We start from the raw sequence: 26,374 nt of genomic DNA, 5'->3' as shown, positions 1-26,374 counted from the left end.
GAGCGCCCCATGGGGGCCAGTGGGAGGTGTAAAGCGGGTGGGTAAAAACAAACTGATTCATGAACTCTTCAGTAAAAGAAAGAACAAAGAATCAGGGCACACGAGCACAGACGCACCTGACCAGCAAGGCAGATGGAGTTTGGTATCGCGCTACTCTTTCATCCGGACTGTGACCGTCGGCTCTGGAATCTCACCAGATCTGCTGACCCCGACGTTTGACATCGGGCGCTCGCGGGCTTGGCATTGCTGCCTTACCGCCGGTGGGGAGTTTCACCCCGCCCTGAGAACGCTGTCGACCAATTGGCCGACGAGCGAATTTTAGAGCACAAAGGAATGGTGGACGTCACAGCTGTTGACCATCCCGGCAAAACGGCGATGAGCGTACGAGTGCAATCACCCTTCCAGGCATCGTCGTATTGACTTAGGAAATGACGACGCTAAGTTCTCCCTCAATCATTAGTAAGCGGTTGTACTTGGCACCCCGGTCGGACCGGCATAAGAAACCCGTCTTAATCTGGGTGACCAGGGTACAGACGCTCAGGTCTGCAATGGTGGCGTCCTCGGTCTCACCAGAGCGGTGAGAAATCACGGAACTGTAGTCTTCGGCCATGCCGTCCTCAATGGTCATGATGGGGTATTGGTCGACCGATGCGGCGAGGTGGTCCATGAACTGGCCAGATCCAGCACATGGCCAATGTCTACTCCTGCCTTCTACCCAGCTTTCTCAACACCTTCCAATGAGCTGCAAGGCAGCCTCATTGGAAGGCAAGTTTGGCGCAATGCCGCCATCATCACCGACTGCCGTGGCATAGCGTTGCTACTTGAGCAGGCGCTTCAGGGAATGAAAGACCTCCACGCCCAAGCGCAACATCTCGAAGAAGCTGGGTGCGCCCACTTGCAGAATCATGAATTCCTGCATATCCACATTCCCTGGCGGGATGGTGGATGTACCGTCCAGCGCAATCGTCACCCGGTCCACGTCATCCCGGTCCATGACATTGAGACCCAGCAGTGCGCTGCGCAGTTCACCGTTGACGTGAGAAGCAGTTTTCTGAACGCCCGTGCCAAGATAGCGACAAGCGTCTTCCTCTCGCAATTCCAATACCTCGCGCGCCCCTGTCGAAGCCCCGGAAGGAGATGCTGCAAGCCTGATGAATTAACACCGTAGACTCTCCCGTTAAGCAATTTGGGCAATACGCATCAGGTTGGTGGTTCCCGAAGTTCCAAAGGGAACACCGGCGGAAATCACGATGGTCTGACCGGCCTGGCCCAGCCCTTCCTCTCAGGGGCCATGCGCAAGGCGGAATATCCTGAACTGGTATACGCCACCACGGCAGCGACCTTCAGAAGGTCTGCGACACCCCGCACCGCTACGCCGATGGCATCGCTCTCGGCGACGATGGCCTCCAGGCTGTTGATGGCTGCGGGCTTTTCCAGCTTGGCCACAATATCGGCGCGCCCCTTGACGATGGACTTGATTTCCACAATGTCTTCTGGTCGTTGAACAAACGACAAGGCAATCCAGTCGATTCCCAAGGTCAGGCCATAGATCAAATCGGCCCGGTCTTTTCCGGTTAACGCAGATAGGGGCAGCAACACACCGGGCACATTCACACCCTTGCGGTTCGACACGGCGCCACCGGCCATCGTCTAGCAACAGGTCGGTGCCGACCTCCAGTGCAGAAAAGATTTCGGGGTGCGGCATGGGTGCCCGCATCTGGTCACCGGGTTTTTCGTGGTAAGGCTTGGATGGTCGACCGGTCTGCGCTGGCGGGTTCGAGGGTTGCCACGATCTTGGCATTGCGTTTGCGGTGCATGAAAGTCCTTGTTGTTGAGAACGCGTTACCGGCCGATCAGGATGGCGCGGAAATCGTTCACATTGGTGAGCGTGGGGCCAGTGACGAGGGAGTCGCCCAGCACCTGAAAGAACCCATGGCCGTCGTTGCGGTCCAGGCTGTCCTTGGGATTGATGCCTAGTGCCCAGGCACGCTCCAGCGTACTCGGAGACAAATACGCGCCAGCTATTTCTTCAATCCCATCCACACCATCGGTATCTCCGGCCAGCGCATGGATGCCGGGTTCGCCTTGCAGGGCCACACCCAGCGACAAAAGGAATTCGACGTTGCGTCCACCGCGGCCATCTCCCCGGATGGTGACGGTGGTTTCTCCGCCAGACAGAAGAATGCAAGGTGCCTGAAATGGTTGGCCGTGGCGAGCGACCTGAAGTGCCATGGCAGCCATCACCTTGCCAACCTCGCGCGCCTCGCCTTCCACGCTGTCACCCAGGATGTAGGCAGACAAGCCCGCTGCTTCGGCTACTTTCGCCGCTGCTTCCAACGCCATTTGAGGCGTGGCAATCATGTGGACTTCCATTCCTTCCAAACGTTTGTCGTCTGGCTTGATGGACTCCCCTCGCCCATCGGTCAGCACCTTGCGGACGTTGTCCGGCAGGACAATGCCATAGCGTTTGATGATGGCCAATGCATCGGCGCATGTGGAGGAGTCACCTACCGTGGGGCCGGATGCAATGTCGCAGGGCTGATCTCCTGGCACATCCGAAATCAGTAGCGTCACAACCTTGGCAGGATAGCTAGCGGCCGCCAGTCGACCACCTTTGATAGCAGAAAGGTGGCGACGCACACAGTTCATTTCACTGATGCTGGCACCCGACTTCAATAGCTCACGGTTCACCCTCTGCTTGTCTTCCAGGGTGATGCCTTCCAGAGGCAACGGCAGCAAAGAAGATCCGCCACCCGAGATCAGGCACAACACGGTGTCATCGGCGGTGAGTCCCTGCACCTTTTGCAGGATGCGTTGTGCAGCAGTGAGTCCTGCATCGTCGGGCACTGGATGTGCCGCCTCCACGATTTCGATGCGCTTGCAAGGCACGGCGTAGCCGTAGCGGGTGACCACCAGTCCCTCAAGCGGGCCGCTCCAATGTTGCTCCACCGCGCGCGCCATTTCGGCCGACGCCTTGCCCGCACCAATGACGATCAGGCGCCCTTTCGGGACCGCCGGCAGATGCGCCGCAATGCATTGGTTGGGCTGTGCGGCCGCGATGGCCGCCGCAAACATGGACTGCAGCGGCCCCTTTGCCAGCGGGGTCTCTTTTTCTGGCGCTCCGGTTTGAAAGTTTTCAGTCGCCATGATTTGCGCTCCGTCCGCTAGGCAGCTTAGGCTTTGGCAATTGCCTCTTCGGCCTCGTAGAGGGCCTCCACGGTAGTGTCTTGGTCTAGCACACGGCTCATGCGGACCATGTCCAGGGCACCCACCCAACGGGCCACCGCCATAGTGGCCACGGCATTGCCAATGGTGTTGGTAATGGCACGGGCCTCGGACATGAAGCGGTCCACACCGAGCAGCAGCACCATGCCGGCAACCGGAATATTGCCCATAGAGGCCAGCGTGGCGGCCAAGGTAATGAAGCCGGAGCCGGTGACCCCTGCAGAGCCCTTGCTGGTCAGCATCAGCACGCCCAGGATAACGATCTGGTCGGTCATGGACAGCGGCGTATTGGTGGCCTGTGCAATGAAGATCGCCGCCATAGTGTAGTAAATACACTGGCCATCGGGGTTGAAGGTCACACCCGACGGTATGACCAGGCCGACAACCGGTTTTGACACTCCAATGTGTTCCAGCTTACGCATCAACTGAGGCACCACCGACTCGGAAGAACTGGTGCCCAGCACGGTGAAGATTTCATCCTTGATGTAGCGCAGGAACTTGAAAATGCTAAAGCCCGATAGCTTGGCGATGAAGCCCAGCACCACAAACACGAAAGCCACACAAGTCAGGTACATGCACAGCATCAGTTGACCCAGCGCGGAAAGCGAAGCCAGACCGTATTTGCCCACGGTGAAGGCCATGGCGCCGAAGGCCGCCAGCGGGGCCAGGCGCATGATCATGCCCACAATGCCGAACATGCTGTTGCAGAAGGCATCCAGCAGGTCCACTACCGGCTTGGCCTTACGCCCCATGTGAGACAGGGCCACGCCAAAGAAAATGCCGAACACCAGGATTTGCAGAATGTCATTCTTGGCCAGGGCTTCCACGATGCTGGAGGGCACCATGTTGACCAGAAAGTCTACAAAGCCACCGGATTTGGATGCCGCGGCGGTGTAGTTGGCAATCGCCTTGGTGTCCAGCGTTGCCGGGTCCACATTCATGCCCACGCCCGGCTTGAACACATTGACCACTACCAGACCGAGTGCCAGCGCGAAGGTGGAAACAACCTCAAAGTAGATGAGCGCCCTTACACCGACGCGGCCCAGTTCCTTCATGCTCTCCATCTTGGCGATGCCCAGCACCACCATGGCAAAAATGATGGGTGCGAACACCATCTTGATGAGCTTGATGAAGACATCGCCCAATGGCTTGAAGTCCGCGCCCAGGGTTGGGTAAAAAATCCCCAGCAGCACACCGGCGCTCACGCCGATAAGCACCTGCACATACAGCTTTCCAAAGAAACGACGCAACATGTTTGTCTCCTAAATATTTATTTCGAACCAGTGGGTCGCGGCTCTTGCTGGCCGCTTCTCCAGAAATGCAATTGCGGTCTTATGCAGCTATGCGGGCGCAGACAGCGGCGGTCACCTGGGCGGTAGTGGCCTTGCCGCCCAGGTCACCTGTGTGCAGGGAGACGTCGGCAGTGACCTGCTCAATGACTGCCATCAGTTTCTTGGCAGCATCCACTTCACCCAGATGGTCCAGCAGCATCACGCAGCTCCAAAAGGTTCCGACCGGATTGGCCAAGCCCTTGCCCATGATGTCAAAGGCTGAACCATGGATAGGCTCAAACATGGAGGGATAGCGGCGCTCGGGGTCGATGTTGCCGGTCGGTGCAATACCCAGGCTGCCTGCCAGTGCTGCGGCCAGGTCACTCAGGATGTCTGCGTGCAGGTTGGTGGCCACTATGGTGTCCAGGGTAGCGGGGCGGTTCACCATACGGGCCGTAGCGGCGTCCACGAGTTCCTTGTCCCACTTCACATCGGGGAAGTCCTTGGACACTTCCAAAGCAATCTCGTCCCACATCACCATGGCATGGCGCTGGGCATTGCTCTTGGTCACCACGGTGAGCTGCTTGCGGGGACGGCTTTGTGCCAGCTTGAAGGCAAAGCGGATCACGCGCTCCACGCCCACACGGGTCATCATGGTGACTTCGCAAGCAGCCTCGATAGGGTGCCCCTGGTGCACGCGACCACCCACGCCAGAGTATTCGCCTTCGGAGTTTTCGCGCACGATGACCCAGTTCAGGTCCTCCGGCTTGCAACGCTTCAAGGGCGCATCAATGCCAGGCAGGATGCGCGTGGGGCGCACATTGGCATACTGATCGAACCCTTGGCAGATCTTCAGGCGAAGACCCCAGAGCGTGATGTGGTCCGCAATCTCCGAGTCACCAGCGGAGCCAAACAGAATGGCGTCTTTGTTGCGCAACGCATCCAGTCCGTTGGCAGGCATCATTTCACCGTGGGTGCGGTACCAGTCACCGCCCCAGCCAAAGTTCTCGAAGTCGAAGGTGAACGTGCTGCTGGCCGCGGCGAGGGCCTCCAGCACCGTTTGTCCAGCGGGAACGACCTCTTTGCCGATACCGTCGCCGGGGATACAAGCAATCTTGTATGTCTTCATAACGTCTCCAAAATGGGTTGTGGTGGGGACGGAATGTACCTATTGCTGAATTCCACGGTTCAACTTAAAGTGACTCCATTGTTTACTATGATTTAACAATGTCCACCCCCTCCTCTGCTCCTTCGGAGATGGCCTTTTTCAGCCTTCTGGCACGCATGGGCAGCTTCTCTGCGGCCGCCAGAGAAATGAATGTCACCACACCGGCGGCGAGTAAGCGCCTGAGCCAAATGGAGGCGCGCCTGGGTGTGCAACTGCTGAACCGGACCACGCGCCGTATCAGCCTCACTGCCGAGGGCGAGCTGTACCTGGAGCACGCCCGGCGCATCCTCGCCGACATTGAGGACATGGAGCGCCTGATCAGCAGCGCCATTGCCAAGCCCAAAGGCCTGTTGCGCGTCAATGCCACGCTGGGCTTTGGTCGCACCCACATTGCTCCGCTGATCTCCAGCTTTGCCAAGAAGTTTTCGGATGTGCAGGTGCAACTGCAACTCACAGTCAATCCGCCCGCGTTGACCGAAGACACATTCGATGTGTGCATCCGCTTTGGCGAACCACCGGACGCAAGGGTGATAGCGCGCCGTATTGCTGGGAACCGACGGTTGATTTGCGCATCACCTGCTTATCTCAAGGCTCATGGCACGCCACGTGCTCCGCATGAACTGGCCCAACACAATTGCATAGGTATTCGCCAAGGTGATGAGGCTTATGGCATCTGGCACCTGAGTGCTGGCCAGAAGACGGAGACCGTCAAGGTGCGGGGAAACCTGAGCACCAATGACGGTGAGATTGCGGTGAACTGGGCACTTGCTGGTCACGGCCTGCTGATGCGGGCGGAATGGGACATCACCAAGTACCTGCACAGCGGTCGTTTGCGCCAAGTACTAGAGACATGGCAAACACCACCTGCGGATATCTACGCGGTCTATCCCCAGCGTCTGCAAACCGCTGCGCGCGTAAAAGCTTTCGTCGACCATGTGGTCGACGCGTTTGCGGCAACATCACCTGCCAAGGCTTAAGACTCAGAGAATCCATCGTTACCGCGAAGCTCGGCGAACTCAGTTACAAGGAAGTCGACGCCCAAGCAGGACTGTGGATGACAGCGAAATCACTTAGCAGATTTTCAGTGTCGTCCCTGGAAGACCCGCTGTGGGCACACTGGCGATGCTCGCCAACGTCTGCATGCCACAATTGTGGCTACACAGTGGCTACATGAAACCAAAAAAAGAAAAAGCTTGCTACCTTTTAAATAGCAAGCTTTCCTTTGTTTAATTGGTAGGCCGTGAGTGACTTGAACACTCGACCAAAGGATTATGAGTCCATTTTTCACGACCGCATTGGGTCGCAATGTATGTGCATTGCCAGTGATGCCAACACAATATAGCCGTCAGAAATCGCATTACCAGTGCATTAGTTCGCAATGCCGTTGACACTTTGTTGACGCAAGAACGGTCATAGAGGCCGTCAGCGATCGGCACGTGTTTGTCGTACCAATCGTCATCGCCTTGCCAAGCCAAGCCAAACTACTTTAGTTCATAGCATTCTGGGCGAATGCAGCGGCGGCCGCATTCCACTGCCGCACACGAACCATCAATGGAACTTCAACTTGATCAAGAAAGTCTACGACTCTCAGGCGATCAAAAAGAAGTCCTGCATAGCCTGCAAGGCCATTCCACTTTGAGGGGTGAGTTGCCTCAGAAACACAAAATGCTCGAACAGGAGTAAGCACAAAAGAACGCGCTGAAGTCCAACGTCTGAGAAATGCGTCAGGCTGGAGTTGGGTCACATGATCCTTCCAATTGGACCCTGTCTTACACTGGCAAAATACTACGAGCTTCCCCGCTCTACCATCTGTGAATGGTACCCAAGCAACGGCATCCAACTTGTCATCGTTTGCGTCTACCGGACCTGGATCAATGTTTTCAAACATGCCTCCTTCACCGATATCCTGACAAAGCCTGCGGATCTTGTTCTCAAAGCCTCCTGCAACTGCCGTTCCAAAGACAAAAGACTGGGCTCGCTGCGGCCCCAGATAATTGCGCAGAACATTCGCAGCAAGCTCCTCCAGCAACTGAGTCCCATCGATATTATTCTGCACCTTATTGGCCGTCATATTCAGCCGAGTGCTAAGGAGAAGATATCGATAGACATCTGCACGCTCAGAGTTGTCACCAACTTGATGACGTACTACAGTGCCTTGCAGATCGAGTGAAAATGGGTAGCCAACAACACAAGCTGCACCACGTCTACCAATTTCAACCATCACTTCGTCTATAAAGTCAGCGTTGATGTCGTCTTCATCATCAGCACCTTGATTGAATTCGTTATCTCCAAGTTGCCCCAAATAACCAAGGATCTCCCGTATAGAGACAGAATTGTTTTGCCAAGCCAACAGCTCAGCAAAATCCGCAAGCTCATGAATACCTGCCCGGGCAGAGGGCAAAGCCGGTAGCTTAAACATTTCACTCAGTTATCCGAGATTTCTTTTCCTGGGGGCGTGTCTTACGCTCCATCTCGGTATACATATCATCCGCGAGAGTGGCGATAGTTCCAGCAATCTTCAACAACTCGATCGAGTTGTCATAACCGCCAGAAAGCGCAGCCCGAGCAGTAGTGAGTTCCCGCTTTGCAGCAAGAAGCGCCTCTTCGAAAACTGTGGTCGCTGGCCGAGAAATTTCGAAGGACTTAGATAAATCTTCACCCGCACGCAATGCAGCGACAGCCTCTCTGTTTGCCACCACAGCATTCAGACGCCGGAGATCAGGGTTCTGTGTCTCGACCACCGGAGGAACAGCTTCAGCCTTATTGCCGTACAGCCACACCAAAAGCTCACCAAGTTCCTTAACTTTTTCCTTGGGAACAGGATCGTCGGTCTCCGTTTCCTTCGGTGCGATGTTTAGGAAACCACCGATACCTTCATAATCAAGTCCTGTATAAAGGTGCGAAAAAGCCAACCGACTTCTGAATACATTCTCACGGTTGTAGACGCCTTCTCGCTCCGCCTGCTCTAAGACCATTAAGCCGCGATAGAGCCTCTGAACCGTGTTGTGCCGATCACCAATTTGATTGGCGATATCCGCAAGCGGAATACCAAATGTTTTGTGAACCGTGGAAATGTAAGCAGCCTTCGCGTAGCTACTCCATTTGGCCGGACCATTCACGTGCTTGAAACCGAGAAACCGCCAGGCTTCTTCACGATTGGACATTATTACCGGCAAGGTTTGGAGCGCAGCTTTAGCCTCTGCAGTCAATTCAGGAATAGCCCAACCACGCTCACCGTCTCGATCACCGGCTAGAAGCACTTTAACGGCGGCAAGACGCCGGTTGCCTTCAATAACGATCTTGCGACCATCCTCTTCCGCAACGATTAACGCTTCTTGAGGGAAAAAACCACTAGCGGCAATAGACTGCACCAACTCTCGTACATCCATTGCGTCCCAAAGAATCTGTAGGACCTCATCCTCCGGCGTAGCGCTTGTAATTCCATACTCAGCCAGGCGAGGATTCTCATGATCAAAATGCAGATCACTCACACTAACCTGTAACACATTCAATTGTTGAGTCACGCCACAATCCTCGAATTAACTTCCGTGAGAACGAATTTCCGAGCTCCAATCCTAAGAGTCCTAGGCAAGCGAACATGATGCGGCGCAATCACCAGCTCATTCGCTGAACGCTTTTCTTGAAGAGAATAGTTAATTGGCAATAGTCCAATTTGCTGTTGCTTGTAGAGATCTCGAACCAACTCGGCATCGTCATACGACATCACCCAAGGAAGGATTTTTTGGGACCCGACATAGCGCGCAATCTTGCCATGATCATTTGGCTCATATGCATTCATATACAAACGCTGCCCCTTAACTACATATGGCGGATCAAGATAAACAAAAGCACGCTTTCGGCCAATACCCTTAGGCAATTTCGACTTTAGAAAATCGACAGCATCATCATTAGAAACAGAAACGCAATCTTTGACTTTTGCCAATTCAAGAACCCGCTCAGACAGAGCAGGCTTCATGAAACGAACATCAAGTCGCCATTCGCCCTTCTGCTCGTAACCACCAATCGGACCTCCGTTCAGGACACCTGACCGATTGCAGCGATTCATATAGAACGCGGAAAAACCAACGTCCCGCATCGAGTGACCAGATGGATTGAGACAAACCTCCCTGTGTGCACGCCATTCATTCAGATCAAGGCGTGCTGACATGATTTTCTCTACAAACCACGCGGATTCATCCAGAACGGTCTTCCAAAAAGAATAGATGCGCCAGTCCGCATCATTGATGGAGATGTGGCTAACAACGTTATCCACCAGCAAACTGAGCGCAGCACCAGCACCACCCGCATACGGTTCGAAATACTCGGCACCTCGAAGAGCGTTGAGATCCAAGACATCCGTTAAAAACGGCGTCAGACTAGCTTTCCCACCAGGATATCGAAGAGGACTTAACGACCTTGTCATAACTGATCACCACTAAGGTCAGAGATCGCCAATAGCTCATTTTTAGCGACATTTGCTGCACTTTTCCCCGCTTGCCGAAGCCCTGCATCAACCAACCGTCTTACCGCCTCAGGGCGGGTAGGGATGTCGGGTTGTTGTTTGCGCCACTCATCTATAGCGCTCAACAAATCCGGCTGAAAACGAGTACCTACAAGCATCCCGACCGATGTCGAGCGCTGCTTTTGCGGTAAAGATGATGTGGAAGATTTCACGTTAACACGATACCACATCTTCTACCATGCCAGGAACAGAAAACTTCCCCACCAAGACTGTGCATGGCCTCTCTGGTTTGTCCGTATGCTAAGAGCATTCGAAGTACGCATTCTTACTCCCAAAAATCGTTAATGGCAATAAAAGGACAGACCTAGAAAAGCTCACAAATCTCATTGCACCAGGCTGGGCAGTGGAGTTTCTAATCACAAGAAATGGACTCAAATAAGTGCCCAAGCTCCAGACGTTTTCGAATCCTGGGTGCCCTTTCCACTCCGTAGATACTCCATAGGACGGATTTTCATGATTCGCTGAAATATCACATTTAGTGAAAACGCCTATCATTTTCATTAAAAGTGATATTTCAGCAACACGTGAAATGGGGTGAATGAGTGAAATAAGCCGACCTCAACACAACCTCAATAGGCTCTCACCTAAGTCTTCTCAGATACTGACTGGAATCACCATGGTATCCATGTTACAAACCAACATCTGTACAAAATACCAGTATATTGCTGCGATCTGCCTAGAAGCGGCAGCTTTCAAAGAAGGGGAAGTTATGGCAACCGACGTCTCATACACGCCATGAATCTTGCAAAAACTCTGTACCTATTCCCCGATACCAACATCTTCCTTCAGTGCAAGCCGCTCGAACAGGTTGACTGGTCATCCTTCGCCGAGTGGGACAACATACAGCTTATCCTCACCAGACCAGTACAGGCAGAAATCGATGCCTTCAAAGGTAAAGGGAATGGACGGCAAGCGTCGAAGGCCAGAGCAGCATCCACTCTGATTCGAAGACTTCTCGATGCAGATGATGAAGGTATCGGACTACATTCCTCACCTGCAATTCATCTTTACTTGCGCCATGACTTACGCCGCGACGAGTCGGTGGCAGAGGATTTGAATTACGAAGAGCGAGACGATCAATTGGTCGGAACCGCATTGGCTTTTCAGAAAACAAAGCCAACACAGGACGTGAAGCTGCTAACAAACGACACCGGTCCGATGGCCAGCGCCAAGGCAGTCGGTCTTGCATATCACGTCGTTCCACCTGACTGGCTTCTGCAGTCCGAGACTGATGATGCGGAAAAGCGTGAGAAAGCACTTAAGACTGAAATCGCCAAGTACAAGAGCGCAGAACCCATCTTCGAAATCAAGGCTTCACACGATGGTCCAGTGATAGCCAACATTTCTGTCTACAACCATCTCACCGATGGTGAGGTTCGAGAGCTGGTACACAAACTTACCACACGATATCCCTTAGAAACCTACTTTGGCTCTATTGAACGACAAGAACGATCGATCGATCAAGGTATGGCTTCCACCATGTATTTGCCTAGGCTATTTGGGGCCACCAAGGAGGTTTTTGAACCAGCCACATCCGAACAAATTGAGCAGTACAAGAATGCATATGCTGAATGGAAAGAGACATGCCACGAGGTGTTGCTAAAACTACATGAGACGCTCAACTCTAGCCATACTTGGCCGACTCTGACTTTCCGAATTAGCAATGTGGGCTCTCGCCCAGCAGACGATGCGCTAGTCGTATTTGAACCTGAAGGAACTTTTTATCTGGTTCCGGCCAAGAATAAAGACGCGAGCGATGACGCTGCGACTACTGACAGCGACCAGCCGTATTTTCCGCGTCCGCCTGTAGCACCCAAAGGAACTTGGAAACGCATAGATCAGTACGCATCCACCCTTGGGGCTTTAGCTCGCTATCAGCGGTTGACAGAACATATGTCTCTGAACGGAATGCACGTTCCGCAACTGTTCACCCGGCCTGCTTCACGGGACCCAAACGGGTTCTACTTCAAGGAAGGGCAAGCAGGAATGCCCAGCAAAATTGTCTCATTCATCTGCAGTCAGTGGCGTCATGCACACGAGCCTGAAAACTTCGAGATGTCCATTCATTGTCCACGGACATCGGGAACCCATGCTGGCCTTTTGAGGGTAACAGCACACGCTGCCAACCTGACTACTCCCGAAGTCTTGAGTTTTCCTTTACGTCTGACAGTAACAGAGACATCCAGTCTTGCATTCGCAGAGAAAATCCTAGCTAGTCTAGAAGACTAGATTGGGAATGCTCACCTGTTATCTCATGAAAATGAAACGCAAATAGCAACTATCTTCAAGATTCATCATGGATTTAAAAACAGCACTTCTACTCCTAAAACGGTATGCATCAAATACATTACTCGTCTTACTTATTTTTGGGGGGGGTATGGCCTATTTCGCAAAGGAGTTGCTTGTCCAAAAGGAAAAGCTCGCCGCTGACCAAATGCAATTGGCAAGCGAAAGAGTTACCTATGAGAAATACAGAGCAGATATTTCAATCGCTTTAAAAGAGCGTCTCTATGAAATCGAGAAGCGTGAATTTATAGTTCAGCAATTGGATAGTCAGAGCAAAGAACAATCGGCAAATTTGCAGAAGCGATCCGCGACATATGAGGCAGATTTCAATCATCTAAGGCAAGCCCAAGAAGCGGTAAGTACGTCGCAGCGAATGAAGACCGCAGAAGAGCAACTGCAGAAATTGATGCATGAATTCTCAGACCTTGGGATGAGTTTGAATGCATCAATTCCATGTGATGATGCCGAAGCGCAAAGAAAATTCACGACTGCCAAATCAAAATTCTACGAAGCGCTTGCTGTAGCCGAAGCAAACGGCCTTACTAAACGGTATGACCAGTTCTTCTTCCACAACGGTCAAATGGTCCAGCATGCTTGCTACAAATAGGGAAATTTTCCACGCGCAATCTTGGACTTTTCAGTAAATGAAAGAAGCTTGACATGAGCACTACCTTGACTGTCATCGTTATGGGCCTGATCGTAGTTGGCATTGGAGCCTGGGCCTCCCTGTGGCCGCAGTCCCAGTGCGAGAAGCACAAGGACTGCCACGATAAAAATCACCCCGTTACTTCGGAGTGACGGCCGCTCAAACTGTTTCAATGGATTACTGGTTCCAAATACAGATATGGAACATCCGAAAGCCTCTCCATCGCTCGATCAAGAGACCTGAATCTGATCTGACGCCCGCGCTCATCAACAATTTTGTAAATTCGATCGCCATCGCGTGCTGTTAGTGCGAAACTCGCTCTGGTAGGCGTGAGGCAGGCATAGACTTCCTGTCTGGTTTCATTGCGCTTTGGATCGTCGCAAAGCTCCTCTAGCTCCTTGAAATTTAGGCAGCTTGGTTTGTCAATCTGGGGGCTCATTTTTTGACACTTCATGATGGGACTCCTTTTTAAAGTGCTATCGGACTGGGTTTGTGTTTCAACGTTCGATATCGGGTAGATTTCGTGCTCTCTCCCTGTCATGCTCTGGCGGCAGCTTCTTGATTACCGGTGGTTGCTCAACTTTCGAAGACTTTGTTCTCTCTCGATCGATAAACTCCTTTCCACGAGCGTTCAGCTCATCACGCTCGATTCGCTTGCGTTGCAATTCGTCATTCATGGCTTTGCTGGTGAACTCCACATGCATGCCATTTTTGAATGCCACATCAATGATTTCGCGCTTGAATTCTTCGGTACCGGTGATGTGGACCTTGGAACCGAACTTCTGCAGCGCCAGGCGCAAGCCCATTTCAACCGCCTTGCGGTCGTCGGCCGATTCGACATTTACACGCGGGCCTGTGTCCGTCACGAGCGCCCTCTGCTTGGCCTGGTCGGCGTAATAGGTGACGTTGCCACTTGGGTCGACCGTGTAGACCAGGTTGCGCAAGAAGGGCGCGACTGCTTCGACGCGCTTTACCTTCACGCCACGCTCGATGCCGTTCTCATCGCCAAGAATCGGGATCGTCGCCCGCTGTCGGCGCAACTCAGTTAAAGCGCCCTCATCGCCGGCACTGGACAGTTCCAGTAAATAGGTGCGATAGCGCTCTTGGGGTGCCTGGGCATATTTGTCCCTGAGCTGCTGACGCTCCATAGCCACGACATCCCGCAAAGTCATGTCCTGGTTGACCCGCTCCATGTGGGCAATCGAAAATGCCGCTTTGCGTTCTGCGAGGTTGCGTGTGCGGTCGTTGTAAATGGCGCTGCGTACGGCCTGGTAAGTCTTGCGAATCTGGGCGCGCCGTACCAACTCCGTTTTCCGCTGCGCATCCCAATCCTGGGCCTTCTGCCGGTTACGTTGGGGTTGCGCATTGCGATACGCATCCCACAATTCACGTCGCGGGGTGCGGCGGGTTTGCGGCTCCAAGTCCTGAGCGCGTTGCTGTGCATGTGTCGTGCGCAGGATCTGCGCCGCTTCATTCCAGGGTAGGTGCAGCTCCTTTGTCAGGAAGTCCGACACATTCAAACGTCGAGAGCCGGCTTTGATACGGTCGCGGCCATCTGCGCCCTGCTCTACCTTGTATTTTTCAGGCGTCACACCGTGGGTGTGACTGAGTGTCGACAGTAGCTGCTTGGCGTTCAGCTCGGTTTTGATCAGCGCGAATTCGTCGCGTTCAGCCTCCTGGCGTGCAGTCTTTTCCAGTGCATCCCGGTTGAGTTGGCCAACAACGTTATCCGTACGCCCTATTCGATGAACATTCCGTCGCAGGCCTGGATCACCGTCGGCTTCTTGCTGTTCCAGCTGACGATGTACATCACCCGGCAATAGCAACTCAGATCCGCTGTCGAACTGAACCATATCGAGTTCGGACAGGTCTCGCAGGCCGTGCCTTGCACGGGGTGGCGGTTCTCGGGTAAGTCCCGCAGTGTGGGACTTACCACGTCCGTTTCTTCTTCCTTGTTCTTGCCCATGGGTTTCGTCCTTTCGGTGAGGTTGGTAAAACAGTGCTTCACGCTCGGCCAGGATGGCGAGGCGCAGTTCGGGATCTGCGTGCTTGTAGGCCGCATACAGCTTCTTACTGCCGGCGTTCAGATACTTCAATTCACGGGAGCGCACTGCGTGCCAGTGCTGCAGACGGCCTCGCAATTCCTGATCCGTGGGCCTGGCTTTGCCAGCTTCTACGTATACGCGGCGGGCCTCTATGGCGAGGCGTTGGCGCTTCCCGGCGGTGGGCAGTTCGATGAACTCGCGGGAGAACACCCATTCCTTGAGATTCACCCCTTTGGTGGCGTCTTCGGGTTTGACGTTCAGGTATTCGCCAGGCTGGCCCGCACGGCGCATACGCGCCTGACCATGCTCGGCCACCAGCAAGGCGAACTGGTCAAAGCTGGTGACATTGCGCTCCAGCACGCCGTACAAGATTCGGCTTTTCAGTTCAGCGCGTTCGCCGTTGAACATATCGCCCTTGTAGCGGGCGATGATGGCGCTCTCGTCCGTGAATTCAATGCGCCGATGCTCTTTAGGGCTGGCCAGCCCGTATTTCGCATTGGTGTGTTCCTGGAAGGCTTCCAACCATTGCAGTTGAGATTCCGGCACCAGCAGCCGCCCAGTAGCCTTGTCCATCACGGGCCGATACAACGGATCCAGCATCGTCTGCGTCAATAGATTGACTTTGGGTATGACGATGTGAATGTGTGGCTTGCGTTCTATGTCTTCGCCTGTGCGCTTGTTGGTGTAACTCTTGATCTTGGGTAAATGCGCTTCAGCATAGAAGCCGTATTCATCGGACTCGTAGGCTGACATGGCGAATGCACGAAATTCATCCGTGATCGCCTGCAGGGTTTCCCTGCTGATCACGTCTTCTTTAAACGCCAAGGTGATATGCAGATAGCGTTCGCCCTCGCGCTGTATGTCATTGATGATGGTGTCGGTCAGCGGCAAGTCACCAGCAAGCATCACGCGCTCATCGAGCTGATCGCGTGAAAACTCGCGTCCGCTCTTGATTCCACGCTCAAGGTATTCCTTGATACCGGAACTGCCGCCACGCACCCTAATCAACATGGCCAACGGTCCTTTTGATATAGGTGGTGAGCGCATCCAGATTGAACAGAACCCGCAAATAGGTTTCCTCACTGATCACACCTGAGCGGTGAGCGGCATTGACCTGGTGCGCCAGCTGGTTGATGTTGTTGCTGGCCTTGTTCATCAAGAACAGCATCCGCTTGCGGTCGGCACTTGGCTTGGGTCTGGCGACCACCTGGGAGCGCAGGATGCATTCGCGCAGGTACGCCGCAAGGGATGGGCTACCAGCCTCAGTGGCCTTGCGCTGGAATTCGGCGCGTTCTTCATCAGCAAGCCGGATGGGAAAGCGCCCTGCCCTGGGCTGGCTCATTTTCACGCGATCAATCACTGTGCAGCCGCTTTCACGCCCGTCGCCCTGCGGCGGGAAAAGGCAATTGGTCTGCCAGGGTGCGGCGTGAAGCCGCCCATTGCACGCCCTGCGCGCATTCCCCGCCGGCCGCACTGGGTCGATCTAAGCACCTGGTGTGCGCAAATCGTGGCCACCGGCGCAGGCATGCGGACCTCGTTAGAGGGACGGCCTTGCAGGTTTCCAAAGGAGACACTCCTTTGGGCACGGCTATGAGGGACTCGCGTAGCGAGGCACACATAGCGGACGTGCCTATGGGCTCCTGAAAAGCATCTTCTTCAGCGAAGCACACAACACTTTCACCACATCCGCACAACAATTGCATATCCACTTTTTCTGTACCTGTTATACAGAATTCTATTACAATATTGCAAATGGAGGCAACTGGAAGATGGAATGCACAACAAGTCCTCTCAGAAAACACTCAGTCGCTATCGCCATTCACTACATATGGATAAGAAATCAGTTCAAGACGCGTTGCTTGCTCTAACTCATGAGATGGAGTGCCGCTCCAAGACCGCTCAGTTGCAACAGGTCTTGCCACAGATTGAGGATGCACAAAGAGCGGGGGTCAGAAACGCCAGGATTGTTGAAACCCTCAATAACCAAGGCTTTGCCCTGACGCTTAAGACGTTCGAAATGATGCTTTACCGGATCCGTGAGCGGCACAGAACAAAGCGCGAGAAAACTACCGATACGCCAGCTTTTCCAGCCGAAGGCCTTAGCACCAACAAAGGAGTCAATCAACCCTCTCTGCTCAATCTCCCTGTCACGCCCATCGGCTTTTCTGCCTCCCAAGAGAGGACCCGCCTGTTATCAGACGACTTCGCTGACCTAGATGAAAAGCAAAAGCGGGAACGTCTTGGGAATCATTTCATCCCCGATGCTCCGGCAAATCCACTTTTAAAGCGCATAAAAAAGGACACCTGAATATGAAACTTGCAGTAATCAATTTCTCCGGCAATGTTGGGAAATCCACCGTAGCCCGTCACCTACTCGCCCCTCGCCTAAAGAACGCGCAATTGATCGCCGTCGAAAGCATAAATTCCGACGGCTCTCAAGACGAAGCAATACGTGGCAAACAATTCGGTGAATTGTTGGAAGCACTTGCATTGATGGGCGATGCAGTAGTGGACATTGGCGCCTCCAACGTAGAGGATTTCATTAATTTGATGAAGCAGTACCGTGGAAGCCATGAAGACTTCGATTACTACGTGATCCCAACGGTGTCAAAAGCCAAGCAGCAGCGCGACACAATTTCGACCATTCACGCACTCACCGAAATTGGTATCCCGGCAAAGAAAATTCTTCTGGTGTTCAACATGGTCGAATTGAACGAGACGCCTGAACGTATCTTCTCTGGTCTCTTCGAATATCACGCAAGCGCACGTAGCTTCACGCTGAAGCCGAATGCAGTGATTCATGTTAATGAAATTTATGGAAAGCTCAAAGGTACTGAGCAAGGTATTTCAGACATTTTGAATGACTCGACCGATTTGAAGGAGCAGCTGAAAGCTGCAACCGACTCAGACGAAAAGCTCCGCATCAGTCGCCTGATAGGCGTTAAGCGCCTTGCTGCGGGCGTCACGGAAGAGTTGGATACGGTTTTCAAAGCCTTGCTTAAGTAGGTTCCGATATGGTCGGGAACACTGCTCTAGATATGCTTGTCGCCGAAATGCTAGGCGACATTGGAAAATTGCATGATCAATTGGCAGCACTCAATGAAGCCATGCCAGGCTTCCTTGATGATGTCGATAGCCGGCTTACTCAAAGTGTGGGGATGCTGGTCAAAGCAGGCTCAATGTACGAAGGTACTTTGAAAAACCAGACCATGCTGATTGTTCGCGATGCCATAACTCAGATCCGCACCGAAGCCGCAAAAGCCAGGGCTGATGCCGCAGCTGCGGCAAAGCACGAAATTGATGAAACTGTCATGAGAGCAATGGCTGATATTCCGGGGGAAGTCATTGCACTGCTGCAAGCAGGTGCCTGGCGAACAGTGGCACTTTGTTTTGGCGCCAGCATGTTCAGTTCTCTATTTGTTTTAGTCGCATTTTTACTTCTCAAATAGATCATCATGGTTGACTTTCCAATCGCAATTGGCTACTGTGAAACTCAGTCCCACCTAGACGTGTGCGACGGTCTGGGCTCCAGAAGCCTATTTTTTTCAAGCTGGATTTTTGAGGCCAACAAACACCGGCCTGCCACGGTGCGCTTCTTATCAAGTTCGCTTCTTCGTGCATAGTGATCTATTTTCAGTTTTCAATTGCGAGCTATTTCTATGGCTGATCAATCCATCATCTTGCTATTTCACTTGGCTTTGCTGACCATTCAAGTTATTTGTTTGAGTAGCCTGGTTACTCCCTACGTAGACGCGTTAAAGGAGCAGCGTTGGAATGCATACCTCTTGTCGGCTTCTTACACATTCATTCGATTTTTCTTCGATTCGTTTGCGTGCGTTGTGTTTGCATCTCATTTATTTTTTTGGTCCATTGAGCCAAATGGCCCACAGGAATACACGTTGCCAACCATTGGGATCGTGTGTGGCTGGACCGCGATGCTTGCCATGTGGACCAAGTACCGCCAGAAGATTTCCAAATCGGAAGGAAAGGTGAAGTAATGAAATCCCTACTCACACTCCTGAGCATTGCCATGATCACAATTGCATTCGGTGGCTGCAAAAGCGAAGAGGAAAAAATCGCTGAACAAAAGCACCAACAAGACATCAAGGACTACTCCAACAGGAAGAGCGCCGGCAGCACTTGGATTCCACCCAATCTCGGTGCTCCAAAGAACGGCAAGGATGCGAAACCATGAACAGCATATTCGTTGGCATAGGCGCATCCATTGATAGTTTTCTTGCGACGTATGTGAACACCGTCTCCGCCAAGATGTCTATTGCGTTAGTGCCACTAATGGCATCTGGAATCACACTTTGGGTCATCCTCTATGGCTACAGTGTCATGTGGAATCAAGTCAATGATCCAGTTTCAGTATTCCTTCAAAAGACGCTGAAATTTTCCATGATTATGGCCATCGCGCTGGGTGGCGGCATCTATCAAAGCGAAATCATCACTGCTGTTTATGGATTTCAAGATGGGATTGTGGCGATCATGTCGAGCGCTTCCGGTGCCACATCGGCCGTTGGAAACGGCGGCTTCATGCAGATTCTCGATGACTTTAGCGAAAAAGGATCGCAATTAGCCTTCGCCATCATCGGTGCAGGCATGACCAAACTCCCAATGGGAGGATATTTGGATCTACTTGCAGGGGTGATCGTATTCGCGGCGAACGTTGCAATTTTGATTGTTAGTGGCGTATTTGTGCTGATCACTAAGGTCGCGATGGCATTTGTTCTTGGCATAGGGCCGCTGTTTATTGCAGCTCTCGCATTTCCTGTAACGGCCAAATTCTTTGAAGCCTGGTTGGGCAAGGTTGTGAATTACGCGCTTTTGGTGGGTCTGTACGCGGCCATGATTGGATTGGCAATTTCGATTTGTGATTCTTACCTGGTGCACACGATGGATTCATTCAATTCCGGTGAATCCAATGCACTCGCAGATGCCTTCAGCCTGGTTACTCTTTACGGCGTATTGATTGGCGTCATGACTCAAGTCCCACACATTGCATCTGGTCTAGGTGGTGGAGCATCTATATCGAGCGGAGGACTGGGGCAAATGGCACTTGGTGCAGCACAGAAGCTGATTGGAGGCGGCAGTAACAGTCGAAATGGGGATTCATCCAGTCGCGGTTCCAGTGGCGGTGATATTGAAAACCAGTCCACTGCCGGCGGTGGCCGCAGCAACGGCGGCGATATTTCCAGTGGCAGCGCTGGATCCTCAAGTGTTCCCGCCTACAGGCGGGCAACTATGAATGCAATGGATAGGAAACGTAAATGACGACAATGACCGAACGGGCCGAGCATGTACGCCAGGCCAACGCAAATCAAGCTCTGGAAGGGCTAAAACCAGATGCTCAAGACCTGGAGATCCAAGCCAAGTACATCGAAGGTACGGCCAGTCTGGATGACCTTCTGCGACACGCCAATAACTTTGCCACCCAAGTTAGAAAGGGGGATCCATCATGATCAAGCTCACTCGCATCATCGCAATCGGATTCTTCTTCGCGGCTACCTTTGATCAGGCGCATGCCCAAATTCCGGTAACGGATGCTGCCAGCCTGGCACAGCAGATCCAGCAAGTCGCGTCCTGGGGTCAGCAGATCCAAGGGATGAAGGACCAGCTCACGCAGCAGCAGCAGCTCTTTAGCTCCATGAATGGAACCAGAGGCATTGGCCAGTTGTTGAACAATCCGGCTCTAAAAAACACACTGCCCGCCAACTGGCAACAGGTCTATAGCGCGATTCAATCAGGCGGCTATGCCGGCCTTACTGGATCAGCCAAGGCCATCAGGGACGCGAATGCCGTCTACCAATGCCTCATCGGCTCTGCTGACGCAATAGCCCGTTGCAATCGCGATCTAAACAAGAGTGCGCAGGACAAGGCATTTGCGAATGATGCCTATGCTGCGGCGCAGTTGCGTCTCGACAATATCCAGGCCCTCATGGGCCAAATCGATAACGCGACCGACACAAAGCAGATCCAAGATCTGCAAGTGCGGATGCAAGCGGAGCAAGCCACGATCCAGAATGAGCAGACCAAGCTGACCATGTTCAAAATGATGGCCGATGCTGAGGACAAACTGATCGCCCAACAGAAGCGCGAACAGGATATGAAGGACTACACATATAAGAAGAACTCTGGTACCGCCTGGGTTTCACCAAAATACTAGGAATGGCCACGCCCTGCGTGACCTGGTCCATCTGGTCATCAATAGACGGCGCTTCCCGCCTGGTTTCGCGCCCTGCGCGAGTGCCATCTGAACGATCGCGGCATATCGAGCGTCAGGCGTGCACTGCTGCGGTACGGATCGCCCTTATGATGCCAGTCACGTAACGCGAAAGCCCAATCCACCGTTGCACCAGCACCAATTTTTTGAACGATCTTAGGACAAAAGTGGACCGCGATTTGCGGTGTGCTCACCGAGAGGACGGGGCGCGCAATAACAAGCCCTTGCGCTCCATCGCCGCAGTCATGGCGAGAGCGCTAGCGGTTGCCTCTTCCAATGTTTGGGCACCGCGGGCAAAGGATTCGGTTAGTCGACTACGACGAGCACGCGCCTCCACCGACGTGAGTCGGTCGGTAGTTTGTTCTGCAGTGTGCTTGTGAGTCATGGTAACCATGTACGAAGCTTACTCATTTTTGATTAAACCTACAACTCTCACCTAGAGCCAATAGCCATTGCAACGATCCCGCTGCTCCAGCGCCATCTGCATCGACGCGAGGGTTCGTTTTCCGTTGGTATCCAGCGATACGAATTGTCAAAAGCAACGCTACGGCCCTTGTCCACTATCGAGCGTTGCTCGACTGAGCGCGGTTCAATAGGATTCGCTGTCAGATCGGAACATGCAGGAACGATGTCTTAGATGGAACGGATAGACTAGCAATCAGCCGATCGACTAGGCCTAGCCAAGTTGCAAGTCAGCGTTTCCTCTCCCATCCGGGCGCGCAATTTTCTCAAGACGGTCCACCTCAATCTTGAGGGCTTTATGCCGCGAAAGGCCCTTGAAGCCATCCCAGCGGCGCAAGCCGCGATCTAGGGGACGGCGGTCACTGGCTGTACCTGCTAAGGTTCACCGTAATGATGGCGAACTAAGGTAAGAAAACAAGACGGGCACCCAGCTCGAAGCAATAACGCCGTGCGGCGAGCACGCTCTTGCGCGGAATGCGCACAGATCCGAGTCGGCCGGACAGCACCAGGCCAGCGATAGACCGCGCAGCGGTGGTTTTTGATTGGCGCGGCCGGGCCCGGATGGTCTGGCCAGGCCCACGCGGTATTTGCGTCGGCAAGGGGAAGGTTGAATGGGCAGGCGCAAGCGCGGACAGGCAATGCGTGCTGCCCCTGCGGTAGTTCTTCGGCGCATATTTGTTGCATGCGCCGGTGGCAATTAACCGTCATTGGCCGAGCTGACCACCGTGCTGGCTCAGCTTATCCAGCCGCTATCGGCGGCGGACATTCATAAGCGCCAATTTCTACCCCTTGGAAGCTACCGGTGGATACGACGTCCCGGATTTGAATTAGCGCGGGCCCGATCGCTTTAGGCCCAATTTCAATTGATGGGCAGCGCCGGCGGATTCAACCGGTCGATGCAACAAGTTGGCTGAATCGACCGGTTGAATCCGCCCGGCAATCTTGACAGCCATGGGCAACGGTGAACATCCCCCATCCGGGTGATTTCACTGGAATTGCCGGCCATCAACCTGACGTTGGGCAGTGGTGGGCTGGTTGCGGACGGTCGTTGTTCATCATCCAATTCACACAACCGACCCACCAGTGACATTCGAGCGTTCGGATTCGAAGATAGAAAGCGGCCTTCCGGGACCGGCGCGATCGATCAACAGGTCCCGCCGCAAAGCGGAAATCGAGTAACCAGCGCATTACGCGGGTGCAGCTTCATCCGGTTCAACTGTGGCAACCTGAGAGGCGGCAACGTTGGGGCTGTGTGCCATCCAAATTGAATCACAAATCACCTCTAGTTCGCCGCGATGCTCTGCGGGCAATGCGTTGAAAAAATCGTCTTCTGCGCAGAGATTAATTACTTTTTCTAAGTCCTTGCTTTTATGCCCAATCGGTAGGTACGCCTCTATCGCGCCCTGTCGCAGCAGGTAAGTCCCGGTAGCCGCGACCTCATCAATAAAGGCGTCAAGTTCCTTCTTCTCAGCAGGGCTTAAATCATCCCGGAGCTTTCGCCGTTTGGATTTAATATATCCCCATATATCGCGCGAACTATCCCAGTTGCCACTGGCGAGAGCTGCATCGACTGCGCTGACGAGTGTCGACGCATCAATGCTTTTGATATTCTCCAAAACATCTTCCTTGATTTCTTTTGAATTTAGCCTAAAGAGGATCTTCAGCTTTTCAGTGCCAATCTGCTCTATATAGTCTCGATCTGCGATTATGGAGAATGGAATTTTGCAGGCGTCAAGCAACTTTCTATAGGCTCCGAAGAAGCCCTTTCCTCCGACCTCCACAACCTCAATTACTGGCTTTGCCGCTCTCCCCACAGAACGAACCTCCAGCATACGTTGGAATACAAGCCTGTCGGAGATGCCTTCAACCAGCACTACGGCGTCCGCAAAGAAAAGCCGCTCGTTGTTTTGACTGTTGATAATGTTCAAGAGGTGTTTTGCGTCCGGCAGAGTGCCACTATTAAGTCGACGAATCTGACTCTTTTGTTTTACAGAGGATACTCTTGATACATACTGGATTGACTGGGGTGATATAAAGGTGGGCGAATGAGTAGCAATAAGAAATTGGTTTCCAGTAGCCTTAGAGAGCTTGACAAAAATGGAAAGCAAGGTTCTCTGCCATTTAGGATGCAAGTGAAGTTCCGGCTCATCAACGACTACCAATGCGTCGCGAACATTGAGGCCGAAAATAACAAATAGGTACGTGAGTAGTTCGCGCTCACCGGAGGAGGCCGCATTCACTAGGAATGAAGTCCCCTGTTTGCTGAGTCGAATGCTGTACTCATTGGTCATTGGATTGATCGTCTCCAACTTCCACTCATAGCCGAGTCCCTTGAGAATTTCGGTCAGTTGTTGCATGTTCGCGTCGCTTGCGAATTCGGTTTGCGCCTTACCTTTATCTTCTTCGAGCAAAAGGCGGTACTTTTTGGCTAGCCGGCCGATCGCCAACTGCACATAATTTCCGCCGGACCTGGAACTTGTAGCATCGAGCGATCTTTTTGTTTCGAATTCGTTGTAGCCAGAAAGGCCGATGTTCGATTGAAAGCCGGAGGCGGCCCGAGTAACGGGAAGATACAATACTGGCAGCGATAACTGGTCATAGTTAAAATCCTCGCGGACTCGCTTATCCATTTCATACATTCTTAGGTACTGCAGAAAGAATGTCGCGTGGTGCGAGTTGTCGTGCGTGATTGCATTGTTCTGGAGCTGGTACCTTACCAAAGTGCCGATAGGTAAAGATTCCAAGTTCCAACTCAACGCCTCTTGCAAATTAAGATTTCTATAGCGCCTAGAAGCAATCTTAATAAGTGCTTCAGCATCCTTCTGCATCGCCTTCATGTTATCGATGTCAGGTTGAGTCACCTCAATCTCGATTTCAACAAGTTGTGTGGAATCAAGGGCGCCGGAATGCTTGTCAAGTACCAACTGGTTGAGTTGGTCGTTCGCCCTAAACTCATACTGAAGTTCCTGATCGGCTGAGCCTTGCATCTGCACCGGATATGTCGATGCGAAAAGGCTTTTTCTCAGTGAGATCACTACGGTGTCAAGTAAGTTGGTCTTGCCTCCGCCATTGGGGCCGATGATTATCGAAATGTCGCCGTCGAGCAGTAATTCTTGGCGTTCAAGAAAGCTGCGCACGTTCGTTACCGCGATCTTTTTTATTTTCATAAAATGCCTTCAAGTGTGCTAACGCAGATTGGACTACTGGCTGAAGTATGCCGCTGAAGAGTCGAGCACTTGAGCGCGACGGGTGACTGCTTTCGCGGCTTAGCGAGCATCATACTTTTTCGTCAAAGCATCCCTCCAGTCCGTCAATATCTTCGCAACTTCCTTGGAGCGCTCAATATCTTCCGCCAGATTCATGTTGCCAGTAACAAAGTCATTCAGTGCTGATGCGACTTGACTTGCCTTCAATCCACTTTTCAGCATTTGGAAGACAAGCGGTAAATAGCTGTTGTATTCGCCCCGTGCTGCCGGTATACCAGCAACCCCAATCGGGTCCCAAATGAAGTGAAGAACCTCATCGACGCGCTGATATAGCTCATTGTCGTGTGGTGAAAGTTTGTGTCCCATGCTTTTTTTTGAATTTCAATTGAGCCTGTGACTCCAGTGACCGCTTGCGCGGCATTTCTGCCTTAGCGAGGACTTGAAAGTTCTGCCATAACTGCCGCATCGTCTGTGACATAGAAGACTGGCTCCAACTTTCGATGCTCAATAATTTCGGTGATTCCACCGACAGTGACAATTTCATATTCCGGATAACCTTCTGGGTGACCGGACAACTTTGCTTTTCGCTGGAGCGGTATAGACCCTGTTAGATTACCCGTCACCTTTGAGACAACTGCTCCACTTCCATCTCGCATAGTAAATGTGGCAGTTCTGCCAGAAGAGTTTATCTGGTAGTCCATCGTCACTGTGACATTCGTGCGCTCTAGGTTGGGTGAAAGATTGAACCACTTTGGGAGTCTTGATTCGCTCGCAAGCGCAAACGATGATTCCGGTTAGCGTCCGCAGCTACCAAGCGCTAGGAACGCAAGGGCAATCATTCCAGCTGTATGAAGTCTAAAAAAACGGTTTGACATGGGAGTTGACTGAGTAGTATTCCCAGAAATTTATGATGATATGAAGATTCCGATAATCCCCGCCGTCAGCTGCAGTCAATATTGACGGTTCAATCTGGCCTCGTCTATCCGCTAATTGGGGGAGCCCGTTCAATGACTGCAATCGCGGCAATACCGCCACTGCCCATGTTGGAAAACGCATTATTTCTCCTCCCGCTCGCGGACTGAAACAGAAGTTGTGCGGTCAGAAGCCTCTAGGGCCAGAACATATTGACCACGTTCCATTGTCATTCGAGCCAAGGTGGAATCAAAGCGTGGCTGCCAACCAGCACTTTTAAACGCGCTGCTGAGTCGGTCAAGATTGGCCGGGCCTCCACCACAGGAAATCAGGAGGGCGCCCTTGCTTCCCGAACAAGTCAGAGACTCAACCGAACCTCCTGCGGATTTATATGCCGCTCTTATT

Annotated in this window: 23 protein-coding genes, 2 pseudogenes and 1 riboswitch; of the genes and pseudogenes, 12 read left to right on the top strand and 13 right to left on the bottom strand. The window is 52.7% G+C overall.

The window, feature by feature from the left end; all coding sequences use genetic code 11:
- Positions 1-145: 145 nt before the first annotated feature.
- Positions 146-292, bottom strand: a riboswitch (FMN riboswitch).
- A gap of 129 nt (positions 293-421) precedes the next feature.
- The 5 genes and pseudogenes from AAGF34_RS14835 to AAGF34_RS14815 all read right to left on the bottom strand — a co-directional run.
- Positions 422-1,144, bottom strand: a pseudogene (locus AAGF34_RS14835) (hypothetical protein); the annotation flags it as partial.
- Between the two features lie 33 nt (positions 1,145-1,177).
- A pseudogene (locus tag AAGF34_RS14830) lies at positions 1,178-1,705 on the bottom strand (pyruvate kinase); the annotation flags it as partial.
- A 137-nt stretch (positions 1,706-1,842) separates the two neighbouring features.
- Positions 1,843-3,075 carry a glycerate kinase gene (locus AAGF34_RS14825; protein WP_342621103.1) on the bottom strand — a complete coding sequence of 411 codons (1,233 nt, stop codon included), beginning with the start codon at positions 3,073-3,075 and terminating at the stop codon, positions 1,843-1,845.
- A gap of 98 nt (positions 3,076-3,173) precedes the next feature.
- Positions 3,174-4,478 (bottom strand): dicarboxylate/amino acid:cation symporter, encoded by a 1,305-nt coding sequence (locus tag AAGF34_RS14820; RefSeq protein WP_342616495.1) that lies wholly within the window; start codon positions 4,476-4,478, stop codon positions 3,174-3,176.
- 79 nt (positions 4,479-4,557) lie between these two features.
- A complete protein-coding gene (locus tag AAGF34_RS14815; RefSeq protein WP_342616494.1) occupies positions 4,558-5,625 on the bottom strand; it encodes a tartrate dehydrogenase in 1,068 nt (355 codons plus the stop codon).
- 98 nt (positions 5,626-5,723) lie between these two features.
- Between AAGF34_RS14815 and AAGF34_RS14810 the strand changes: the two genes are divergently transcribed.
- On the top strand, positions 5,724-6,641 hold the full coding sequence (locus tag AAGF34_RS14810) for a LysR family transcriptional regulator (RefSeq protein ID WP_342616493.1): 918 nt from the start codon (positions 5,724-5,726) through the stop codon (positions 6,639-6,641).
- 509 nt (positions 6,642-7,150) lie between these two features.
- Here the strand turns inward: AAGF34_RS14810 and AAGF34_RS14805 are convergent.
- The 4 genes from AAGF34_RS14805 to AAGF34_RS14790 all read right to left on the bottom strand — a co-directional run bounded on the left by AAGF34_RS14805 (position 7,151) and on the right by AAGF34_RS14790 (position 10,338).
- Positions 7,151-8,083 (bottom strand): hypothetical protein, encoded by a 933-nt coding sequence (locus AAGF34_RS14805; RefSeq protein WP_342616492.1) that lies wholly within the window; start codon positions 8,081-8,083, stop codon positions 7,151-7,153.
- A 1-nt stretch (position 8,084) separates the two neighbouring features.
- Positions 8,085-9,188 carry a ParB N-terminal domain-containing protein gene (locus AAGF34_RS14800; RefSeq protein WP_342616491.1) on the bottom strand — a complete coding sequence of 368 codons (1,104 nt, stop codon included), beginning with the start codon at positions 9,186-9,188 and terminating at the stop codon, positions 8,085-8,087.
- Complete coding sequence (locus tag AAGF34_RS14795) at positions 9,185-10,015, bottom strand: DNA adenine methylase (protein WP_342616490.1); 831 nt, start codon at positions 10,013-10,015, stop codon at positions 9,185-9,187. The genes AAGF34_RS14800 and AAGF34_RS14795 overlap by 4 nt, the downstream gene beginning before the upstream one ends.
- Positions 10,016-10,083: 68 nt before the next feature.
- Positions 10,084-10,338 carry a hypothetical protein gene (locus AAGF34_RS14790; RefSeq protein ID WP_342616489.1) on the bottom strand — a complete coding sequence of 85 codons (255 nt, stop codon included), beginning with the start codon at positions 10,336-10,338 and terminating at the stop codon, positions 10,084-10,086.
- A gap of 583 nt (positions 10,339-10,921) precedes the next feature.
- Between AAGF34_RS14790 and AAGF34_RS14785 the strand changes: the two genes are divergently transcribed.
- The 3 genes from AAGF34_RS14785 to AAGF34_RS14775 all read left to right on the top strand — a co-directional run bounded on the left by AAGF34_RS14785 (position 10,922) and on the right by AAGF34_RS14775 (position 13,270).
- Positions 10,922-12,415 carry a PIN domain-containing protein gene (locus AAGF34_RS14785; protein WP_342616488.1) on the top strand — a complete coding sequence of 498 codons (1,494 nt, stop codon included), beginning with the start codon at positions 10,922-10,924 and terminating at the stop codon, positions 12,413-12,415.
- Between the two features lie 67 nt (positions 12,416-12,482).
- A complete protein-coding gene (locus tag AAGF34_RS14780) occupies positions 12,483-13,079 on the top strand; it encodes a hypothetical protein (protein ID WP_342616487.1) in 597 nt (198 codons plus the stop codon).
- Between the two features lie 53 nt (positions 13,080-13,132).
- Entirely contained in the window at positions 13,133-13,270 is a 138-nt protein-coding gene (locus tag AAGF34_RS14775) for a hypothetical protein (RefSeq protein ID WP_342616486.1), read from the top strand.
- 345 nt (positions 13,271-13,615) lie between these two features.
- On the opposite strand, the gene AAGF34_RS14770 is transcribed toward AAGF34_RS14775, so the two are convergent.
- Positions 13,616-16,174: an LPD7 domain-containing protein gene (locus tag AAGF34_RS14770; RefSeq protein ID WP_342616485.1), complete on the bottom strand. Its 2,559-nt coding sequence runs from the start codon at positions 16,172-16,174 to the stop codon at positions 13,616-13,618.
- Positions 16,164-16,505, bottom strand: coding sequence for a plasmid mobilization relaxosome protein MobC (gene mobC / locus AAGF34_RS14765; protein WP_342616484.1), 342 nt, complete (start codon positions 16,503-16,505; stop codon positions 16,164-16,166). The genes AAGF34_RS14770 and mobC overlap by 11 nt, the downstream gene beginning before the upstream one ends.
- 432 nt (positions 16,506-16,937) lie before the next feature.
- Between mobC and AAGF34_RS14760 the strand changes: the two genes are divergently transcribed.
- The 8 genes from AAGF34_RS14760 to virB5 all read left to right on the top strand — a co-directional run bounded on the left by AAGF34_RS14760 (position 16,938) and on the right by virB5 (position 21,332).
- Entirely contained in the window at positions 16,938-17,471 is a 534-nt protein-coding gene (locus tag AAGF34_RS14760) for a hypothetical protein (RefSeq protein ID WP_342616483.1), read from the top strand.
- 2 nt (positions 17,472-17,473) lie between these two features.
- Positions 17,474-18,169, top strand: coding sequence for a StbB family protein (gene stbB / locus AAGF34_RS14755; RefSeq protein ID WP_342616482.1), 696 nt, complete (start codon positions 17,474-17,476; stop codon positions 18,167-18,169).
- 32 nt (positions 18,170-18,201) lie between these two features.
- Positions 18,202-18,612 (top strand): hypothetical protein, encoded by a 411-nt coding sequence (locus AAGF34_RS14750; RefSeq protein ID WP_342616481.1) that lies wholly within the window; start codon positions 18,202-18,204, stop codon positions 18,610-18,612.
- A 210-nt stretch (positions 18,613-18,822) separates the two neighbouring features.
- On the top strand, positions 18,823-19,161 hold the full coding sequence (locus tag AAGF34_RS14745) for a hypothetical protein (protein WP_342616480.1): 339 nt from the start codon (positions 18,823-18,825) through the stop codon (positions 19,159-19,161).
- Positions 19,161-19,358 carry a hypothetical protein gene (locus AAGF34_RS14740; protein WP_342616479.1) on the top strand — a complete coding sequence of 66 codons (198 nt, stop codon included), beginning with the start codon at positions 19,161-19,163 and terminating at the stop codon, positions 19,356-19,358. Before AAGF34_RS14745 ends, AAGF34_RS14740 begins: the two co-directional genes overlap by 1 nt.
- Positions 19,355-20,440, top strand: a complete 1,086-nt coding sequence (locus AAGF34_RS14735; RefSeq protein WP_342616478.1) for a type IV secretion system protein — start codon at positions 19,355-19,357, stop codon at positions 20,438-20,440. Before AAGF34_RS14740 ends, AAGF34_RS14735 begins: the two co-directional genes overlap by 4 nt.
- The gene (locus tag AAGF34_RS14730; RefSeq protein ID WP_342616477.1) at positions 20,437-20,628 is read left to right on the top strand and encodes an antitoxin VbhA family protein; all 192 of its coding nucleotides are present in this window, start codon (positions 20,437-20,439) and stop codon (positions 20,626-20,628) included. Before AAGF34_RS14735 ends, AAGF34_RS14730 begins: the two co-directional genes overlap by 4 nt.
- Positions 20,625-21,332, top strand: a complete 708-nt coding sequence (virB5, locus tag AAGF34_RS14725) for a P-type DNA transfer protein VirB5 (protein WP_342616476.1) — start codon at positions 20,625-20,627, stop codon at positions 21,330-21,332. The genes AAGF34_RS14730 and virB5 overlap by 4 nt, the downstream gene beginning before the upstream one ends.
- Positions 21,333-23,038: 1,706 nt before the next feature.
- On the opposite strand, the gene AAGF34_RS14720 is transcribed toward virB5, so the two are convergent.
- A complete protein-coding gene (locus AAGF34_RS14720; protein ID WP_342616475.1) occupies positions 23,039-25,018 on the bottom strand; it encodes an AAA family ATPase in 1,980 nt (659 codons plus the stop codon).
- A 99-nt stretch (positions 25,019-25,117) separates the two neighbouring features.
- Entirely contained in the window at positions 25,118-25,423 is a 306-nt protein-coding gene (locus tag AAGF34_RS14715; RefSeq protein ID WP_342616474.1) for a hypothetical protein, read from the bottom strand.
- Positions 25,424-26,374 lie beyond the last annotated feature (951 nt).

It is taken from the genome of Rhodoferax sp. GW822-FHT02A01 (genome assembly GCF_038784515.1).
Taxonomy (GTDB): domain Bacteria; phylum Pseudomonadota; class Gammaproteobacteria; order Burkholderiales; family Burkholderiaceae_C; genus Allorhodoferax.
The sequence above is the reverse complement of the archived record's forward strand: the minus strand, read 5'-3'. Positions and strand labels throughout refer to the sequence as shown.